The following is a 6,274-nucleotide window of genomic DNA, read 5'->3' on the forward strand; positions in this document are numbered from 1 at the left end:
TGAAGCCACGTCCAGGAGCATCTGTGCGCGGTTCTCGGCCACGCCCTTGCGGAAGCCGTCAAACACTTCCATCGGCAGGCCCTCGGGATTGCTGGCCGTCTTGAGCATCAACGGCGGCACCGCGCTCACCAGCACGGCCTTGGCTGTGCGGCCACTGGGCTGGCCGTGCTTGGCGACGTAGCGTGCCACCTCGCCGCCGCCGGTGGAGTGGCCGATGTGCACCACATTTTTCAGGTCCAGCGCCTCGACCACCGCAAAGGCATCGGCAGCATAGTGGTCCATATCATGTCCCTCGCTGACCTGCGCCGAGCGGCCGTGGCCACGCCGGTCGTGCGCGACAACGCGGTAGCCATGCTGAACGAAGAACAGCATTTGCGCATCCCAATCGTCGCTAGAGAGTGGCCAGCCATGGTGGAACATGATCGGCTGCGCGCTCTTGGGGCCCCAATCTTTGTAGAAGATCTGGACGCCGTCTTGGGTGGTCACAGTGGACATGGTTGGAAACTCTCCGGGGGTTGTTGCAGCGGCTTGTGCTGCGGTTGGGAAAAGAAATGCGGAAGGCAACGCTGCCGGGGTTTAGTCTTCGCGGAAAGCTGCGCCACTGGCCATATGCAGGGCAGTGCGCACCACGATCCACGAGACGATCAAGGTGGCTGCGGCCAAGGCGACAACCGCAATCACCAAGGTGTAATTGCTGGGGCGGGCGAGGTAGTAGTTGAGACTGGCACCGGCCCAGCCGTCGGCCGGAAAAGTCATCGCCCACCAGCTCATGAAGAACGGCCCGTGGGCCAGGTGTTTGCCCAGGCTGGCCAGCAGGATGGCGATGAATAACGCCAGGCAATAGAAGATGTCGCCCAGCGCGCCGGCCTGGCCGCCGGTGAACGCCAGGTAGGCCGATAAGCCGATCGACGGCGGCGCCAGCAAAATGAACAGCGTGGGCATGCTGCGCTGGCCCATCACCGGCACAAACAACACGCGATGCAGCACGATGGTGAAGAACGACAGCCAGAAGATCAGGCCGATGGAAAAGAAGAACCAGCTTATTTCTACATGCCCCAGCGGCACACCGCCCACCGGCACCAAGATGTTGCCCACCACCGGGATGAACCAGGCAGGCGTCAACACGTTTTCGTCCTGCGCATGCAAGATCCAGCGGCGGATCAGGGTGACGGCGAAGGCCAGGTGCATGGTTGCGCCCAACCACCACAACACCTGCGCCAGGTCAATCGAATAAGCCCGCACGCCGATCGACAACACAATCATGGCCACCGACACCGCGGGGAAGAAGCTCGAACGCACCGGGTGGGCAAACTCTTCCAGTACCTCGGCAAAGCAAAAACTGAGTTTGGCCAGGTGCAGTACGACCAGCAGGACGAAACTTAGCAAGGCAATGCATAACAAGATTTGGCTGATGACCAAAGGCAGGCCAAAAACATGGTGCGCAGCGCCCCAGGCGTTGGCAAGGCCGCCGATGCCCATCACCATGGAGAACATGGAGATCGACAGCCGCGCCAACAGGGGTTTTTCGACGACCGGCACGGGCATGATTTCTTGGCTCATTGGGTTTCCTTGTCTGCAGCAGTGGCACGGGCGTGCGCAACATCTAGCGCCAGGAAGTGGTGCACCGCGGGTTTGTCCGGTCCGATGTGGAAGGCCAGCGCCTCGCTCTGCAAATCGGCATCGGCCTTGGAGACCCGCCGGTGTTGGCGCAGATGCTCGGCCCAGGACTCGACCATGAACCATTCGATCACCCGCTCGGGCTCGCCCGTGTGTTCGGCCACGCCCCAGGCATAGGCACCGTCGCGCCGCCGCTCCTGGGCCACGTGGTGCATGGCCTGCAGAAACGCCTGCAGATCGTGCTTGCGGATGCGGTATTCGATCTGGACGATCACCGGGCCACGGTCATGCACCACGGGTTCGGTCAGCAGGGGTTCGGGCCAGTGGTTGGAGGCTTGCAGATCGGCTTCGCCCGTGGGCAGCTTCACGCGGTGGAACACCCACGCCACGGCGACCAGACCGACCGCTCCGATCACCAGCGTGCTTGGCACGCCCAGTTCCTGGGCGATCAGGCCCCAGGCCAGGCTACCCGCCGCCATCGCGCCGTTAAATACCGTCAGGTAAATCGCCAGGCCTCGACCCCGCACCCAATTGGGTAGCACCGCCTGGGCCACGCCGTTGAGCGTGGTCAGCGCAATGATCCAGCCCATGCCGAGCACCAGCATCAGCAGCACCGCCGCCCATTGCGGCGGTGCCGTGGACAGCAGCGCCATCACAGCGGCAGTCAACACCGAGGCCGTCAGCACGAGGCCGTCGGTATCCAGCCGCTGGCGCATCTTGGGCAGCAGCACCGCACCGAGGATGGCGCCGGCACCTACCGCGCCCAGCAGCACCCCATAAAAGCCTGCGCTACCACCCAGCATGCGCCGCGCCACCAGCGGCAGCAAGGCCCAGACCGAGCTGGCGAATAAGAAGAACACGGCGGCGCGTAGCAGCACCACATGCAGTTCACGGCTGGCGCGGGCATAGCGCACACCTGCGCGGAACGCACCGAAGAACTGCTCCGACAAACCGGTGTCCACCGCGGCCGGACGTTTCCACCAGAACAACGCCGCCACCACAAACACATAGCTCAGCACGTCGGCCCCATAGGCCATGGAAGCACCGAAGCTGGCCAGCAGCAAACCACCGGCGGCCGGGCCGATGGCGCGTGCCACATTGATACCGAGGGAGTTCAGCGCCACGGCGTTTTTCAGGTCAGCGCGCGGCACCAGCTCAGGCACGATGGACTGCCAGGTGGGCCCCATCAGCGCGGCGCCGATACCGCCCACAAAGGTCAGTGCGATCAGGTATTCGACCGTCAGTGCGTTGGTCTTCGACAAGACCAACAGCGTGCCGCTGACACAGGCCAGTAGCAGCTGGATCCAGATCAGAAAGCGGCGTCGGTCCAGGATGTCGGACAGTACGCCAGCGGGAATTGCCAGCAGAAAAATCGGCAGCGTGGCGGCTGTCTGAATCAGCGCCACAGCCGTGGGACTGGGAGACAGCTCGGTCACCATCCACGAGCTGGCCACGTCGCGCATGAAGCTGCCGATATTGCCGAGCACGGTGGCCGCCCACAGTACGGCAAACACGGGTTGCCGCAGCGGCGCAAAGCTGCCGGCAGGCTTGTTGTGAAGATCAGATCCCAACTTGGCCCCCCAGGTCATACCAAGCGACCACGATGAAGCCGCCCACAAGTCCCCAATGCTCGAAAAAATTATTTGCCAGCATGCGCCGCTGCGTGCCCTGCTTATCCCAGAACCGGTCGGCCAGAACGTTGGCCAACGCGGTGAAGGCCGCGAGCATCAAAGCGCCCAACCAGCGGTAGACGCCGCTTAGCACCATGGCCGAGGCCGCGAACTCGAAGACAATGGTCAGCGCGGCCAGTGGTGCGGCAGGTGCCAGGCCAAAACCCCGCATTTCTGCCACAGCAGCGGGGAAGTCCCGTGCCTTGTCGAAGGCCCCCTGCAGGTAGGCCGCGCACAGGCATAGCAACGCCAGCCAGTGCACCCAAGGCGAAACGAAGACATGGCGGAGCAGTTCCATCAGACGGCCCAGCAGGCGCAGCCCAGCGCGCCCCAGAAGCTCTTCAGGTCGGCAATGGGCAGCTTGCTGCTCCAGGCAGTGGCGTGCTGGTGGCCGTGCACATTGCAGTCGTTCGCGCAAGCACATGCGGCGGCGGCATTGCGCATCACAGCTTGCATGGGCGCCCCCTGTTCGCCCCAACCGGCGTAGCCACCAAAGCGGCGCACCGGCGACCAGTCGGGCATGGCCGGTGGCAGCGGGCTGTCGTCATGCGCAGCAAAATCACCCGCGCCGTACACCACCTTGCCGCCCACGATGGTCAGCAAAGCCGTGGTGTCGGCAATGTCAGATTCGGCGCAGGCAAAGAAGTCGCGATCGGGTACCACCAGGTCGGCGAACTGGCCAACTTCGATGCGCCCCTTCTTGCCCACCTCGTTGCTGAACCAGGTGACGTTTTCGGTCCACATGCGCAGCGCGGCTTCGCGGTCCAGGCAGTTGCGTTGTGGATACAGCTGCATGCCGCCCACCGTCTTGCCGGTGACCAGCCACGACAGCGAGACCCAGGGGTTGTAGGACGCGACGCGTGTGGCGTCGGTACCGGCGGAGACCTTCACACCCTTCTCCAGAATCTTCTTCACCGGCGGCGTGGCCTCGGCCGCGCCATGGCCGTAACGCTCCACAAAGTATTCGCCCTGGTAGGCCATGCGGTGCTGCACGGCGATGCCACCACCGAGCGCGGCGATGCGATCGATAGACTGGTCCGATATGGTTTCGCAATGATCGAAGAACCAGTTCAGGCCTTGTAGCGGCACGTCCTGGTTCACCCGCTCAAACACGTCCAGCGCACGGCTGATGGTTTCGTCGTAAGTGGCGTGCATGCGCCAAGGCCAGCGGTTTTGCGCCAGCAGCCGTACCACTTCTTCGAGTTCACCTTCCATCTCAGGCCCCATGTCGGGGCGTGGCTGGCGGAAGTCTTCAAAGTCGGCCGCCGAGAACACCAGCATCTCGCCCGCTCCGTTGTGGCGGAAGTAGTCCGTACCCTGCTTGTACTGCGAGGTGCTGGTCCAGTTCAAGAAGTCAGCCTTCTCCTGCTTGGGCTTTTGCGTGAACAGGTTGTAGGCCAGGCGGATGGTCAACTGGTCGGCCTCGGCCAGTTCTTCGATCACTTTGTAATCGTCCGGGTAGTTCTGGAAACCGCCGCCCGCGTCGATGGCGCCGGTGACACCCAGGCGGTTCAGCTCGCGCATGAAGTGGCGCGTGGAGTTGAGTTGGTACTCGTACGGCAGCTTGGGGCCTTTGGCCAGCGTGGCATACAGGATGGACGCGTTCGGCTTGGCCAGCAGCAGGCCGCTGGGGTTGCCTGCGCTGTCGCGCACGATCTCGCCGCCGGGGGGAGCGGGCGTGTCCTTGGTGTAGCCCACGGCGCGCAGTGCGGCACCGTTGAGCAGCGCGCGGTCGTACAGATGCAGCAGGAAGACCGGTGTGTCGGGCGCAACGGCATTCAGCTCGTCAATGGTCGGCAGGCGCTTCTCGGCGAACTGGTGTTCAGTGAAGCCACCCACCACGCGTACCCACTGCGGCGCGGGCGTGATGTCTACCTGGCGCTTGAGCATGCCCATGGCGTCGGCCAGGCTGCGCACGCCGTCCCAGCGCAGCTCCAGGTTGAAGTTGAGCCCGCCGCGGATGATGTGCAGGTGGTTGTCGATCAGGCCTGGCAACACACGCCGACCGCGCATGTCGATGACCTTGGTATGCGGGCCGGCCAGCGGCATCACTTCGTGGTCGCGCCCCACATGGGTGAAGCGGCCGTCCTGGATGGCGACCGCACTGGCAGTCGGATTGGCCCGGTCGAGTGTGGTGAACAGCCCGCGGTGCAGGATCAGATCAGGGTATGCGTTGGCCATGAGAGCGTCTTTCGGTTGAGGCTAGTGGGTGCAGTGCGACAGCGAGAGGGTGGGTCAGATGCCGTAGCGAGCGGTCCGAGGTCGCGTTGAGGACCGGAGCCGTACTCCCGTACGGCGAGGACCGCAGATGCGAGATCGGACCGCGCAGTAGGCAGATGGCCTACCCTCTCAGCCCTCGTGGGCGCCGAACATGGCGCGGGCGTAGTTGATGCCAATACCGTAGCCGCCGCCGAACTTCTTGGCAACGCCGGTCGTCATGTCATAGGTGTCGGTGCGCGCCCAGTCGCGTTGCAGTTCCAGCAGGTATTGCAGCGAAGTCATGGGCTGTGCACCGGCCTGCACCATGCGCTCCATGGCGCGGTTGTGCGCCTCGTTGGAAATGTCACCGCAGGCATCGGCAATCACATACACCTCGAAGCCCTGGGCTATGGCCGACAGAGCCGGGCCGACGATGCACACGCTGGTCCACAGGCCGGCCAGCACGATGCGGGTCTTGCCGATTTCGTTGATGCGCTGGATGACGGCTGCGTCTTCCCAAGTGTTCATCGAGGTGCGGTCCAGCAATTTCTGGCCGGGGAAAGGTGCGGTGACTTCTTCAAACATCGGGCCGGAAAAGCTTTTCTCGGCCACGGTGGTGAGAATGGTCGATGCGCCAAAGCCGGCAGCCGCGCTGGCCACCAGGGCGGCATTCGAGCGCAGCAGCACCGGGTCGATGGAGTTGGTGGCGAACGCCATTTGCGACTGGAAGTCGATCATCACCAAGGTGTGATCGTGGGGGGTGAGTAATTTGGCGCCGGCGGTGGGGG

At 63.8% G+C, this 6,274-nt stretch carries 6 protein-coding genes; all 6 read right to left on the reverse strand.

The features are described from left to right. Positions 1–495 (reverse strand): alpha/beta hydrolase (locus ABI213_RS11175; RefSeq protein WP_348027085.1); only part of this gene is annotated, 495 nt, incomplete at its 3' end. 81 nt (positions 496–576) lie between these two features. Continuing rightward, the gene (locus tag ABI213_RS11180) at positions 577–1,560 is read right to left on the reverse strand and encodes an SLAC1 anion channel family protein (protein ID WP_348027087.1); all 984 of its coding nucleotides are present in this window, start codon (positions 1,558–1,560) and stop codon (positions 577–579) included. After that, positions 1,557–3,188 (reverse strand): MFS transporter, encoded by a 1,632-nt coding sequence (locus ABI213_RS11185; RefSeq protein WP_348027089.1) that lies wholly within the window; start codon positions 3,186–3,188, stop codon positions 1,557–1,559. Before ABI213_RS11185 ends, ABI213_RS11180 begins: the two co-directional genes overlap by 4 nt. Next, positions 3,178–3,585: a DoxX family protein gene (locus tag ABI213_RS11190; RefSeq protein ID WP_348007467.1), complete on the reverse strand. Its 408-nt coding sequence runs from the start codon at positions 3,583–3,585 to the stop codon at positions 3,178–3,180. The genes ABI213_RS11185 and ABI213_RS11190 overlap by 11 nt, the downstream gene beginning before the upstream one ends. Continuing rightward, entirely contained in the window at positions 3,585–5,468 is a 1,884-nt protein-coding gene (locus ABI213_RS11195) for an amidohydrolase (protein ID WP_348007468.1), read from the reverse strand. Before ABI213_RS11195 ends, ABI213_RS11190 begins: the two co-directional genes overlap by 1 nt. Positions 5,469–5,636: 168 nt before the next feature. Next, positions 5,637–6,274, reverse strand: a 638-nt coding sequence (locus ABI213_RS11200) for an isochorismatase family protein (RefSeq protein WP_348027091.1), incomplete at its 5' end; no start/stop codon positions are given.

This window comes from Rhodoferax sp., from assembly GCF_039922535.1.
Taxonomy (GTDB): domain Bacteria; phylum Pseudomonadota; class Gammaproteobacteria; order Burkholderiales; family Burkholderiaceae_C; genus Rhodoferax_B.

Bases quoted from the DNA above. Each gene is read 5' to 3' on its own strand.
- ABI213_RS11190 (WP_348007467.1), bottom strand. From the start codon at position 3,585: ATGGAACTGCTCCGCCATGTCTTCGTTTCGCCTTGGGTGCACTGGCTG.
- ABI213_RS11180 (WP_348027087.1), bottom strand. From the start codon at position 1,560: ATGAGCCAAGAAATCATGCCCGTGCCGGTCGTCGAAAAACCCCTGTTG.
- ABI213_RS11195 (WP_348007468.1), bottom strand. From the start codon at position 5,468: ATGGCCAACGCATACCCTGATCTGATCCTGCACCGCGGGCTGTTCACC.